Annotated in this window: 2 protein-coding genes and 1 pseudogene; 2 read left to right on the plus strand and 1 reads right to left on the minus strand. The window is 67.5% G+C overall.

The genetic code is table 11. The features are described 5' to 3' along the window. A partial coding sequence (locus C2142_RS36530; protein WP_194235853.1) for a hypothetical protein occupies positions 1-274 on the minus strand: 274 nt, incomplete at its 3' end. 183 nt (positions 275-457) lie between these two features. Here C2142_RS36530 and C2142_RS36535 point away from each other — a divergent pair. Both C2142_RS36535 and C2142_RS41105 read left to right on the plus strand, forming a co-directional pair. Beyond that, positions 458-955, plus strand: coding sequence for a transposase (locus tag C2142_RS36535; protein WP_241003021.1), 498 nt, complete (start codon positions 458-460; stop codon positions 953-955). 5 nt (positions 956-960) lie between these two features. Beyond that, positions 961-1,103 (plus strand): annotated as a pseudogene (locus C2142_RS41105) (IS5/IS1182 family transposase); the annotation flags it as partial.

Genomic DNA, 1,103 nt, shown 5'->3' on the forward strand with positions numbered 1-1,103 from the left:
GAGTGAGCGGGCTGCTTCCGGTGCGGTGTTGTGAGTGGTTCACGGCCGGGAACCACATCGTTTCGCCGGCCACGAGCGAGACCTCGATGGTTTCACCGGACTCGTCGGTGAAGACCGCCTCCCCGTCTGCGAGGTTGTAGACGAGGTTGTCGCGGTGGTGGTGCATGGCTGTCGTGGCACCGGGCTGGAGCCGGGCCTCGAGCAGTCGTACCTGATCGTTCTCGAAGAGGACCTTGTACACATCGGGTGCCACCTGTGCAGCGTCATCTGCCACGGGAACCTCCTGGTTGAGGGAGGGGAGCGTCGTTGACCTGCTGTCGACGATAGCTCCGGGCACACGGCCGTGCGCGGCGGGACAGCCAGTCCGGTGGCCCGGTCCTCTAGGGGCTGTGTGATGTCGTGATCAACATTGCGGTTTCGTGCCCGCCCGAGGGTGGAATCCGGTAGGACGCTGTGTGTGACGCGTAGGCAACTCACCGACGAGCAGTGGACGTTCATCGAGCCGTACTTGCCGATCGGCGAGTACGGCCCGTACCCCGAGAGGCTGCGGGATCAGTTCGAGGGCGTGATCTGGCGGTTCCGCTCCGGCGCCCAGTGGCGGGAGATGCCCTCCGAGTTCGGTCCCTGGCCGACCGTCTACGGTCGCTTCCGGGTCTGGAGGGACGCCGGCGTCTTCGAAGCCCTGCTGGAGGGGCTGATCGCGGAGGCCGCGAAGCGGGGTGAGGTGGACTTGTCGCTGGTCAGCGTGGATTCCACCACCGTGCGGGCACACCACGACGCCGCCGGGATGCACCTGGCCCCCGACGCGCTGGCCGCCCTGGAGAAGGCCGCCGACGAGGCGGAGAAGGCCCGGCAAAAGGGGGCGGCCCGGAAGGACAAGACGGGCAGGACGTCTCTGACGACCAGGAACGGGAAGAGCGGCGACGAATCCGGCGCCGGCGCAAGCTCCGGCTGAAAGCCGCCCTGCTCGGACGCTCCAGAGGCGGACAGACCAGCAAGATCCATTGTGCCGGCGACCGGAAGTGCCGCCCGCTGGCGTTCATCCTGACCGAGGGACAAGCCGCCGACAGCCCGCAGTTCATCCCCGTGCTGAAGAAGGTCCG

Source organism: Streptomyces sp. CB01881 (assembly GCF_002953255.1).
Classification (GTDB): Bacteria; Actinomycetota; Actinomycetes; order Streptomycetales; family Streptomycetaceae; genus Kitasatospora.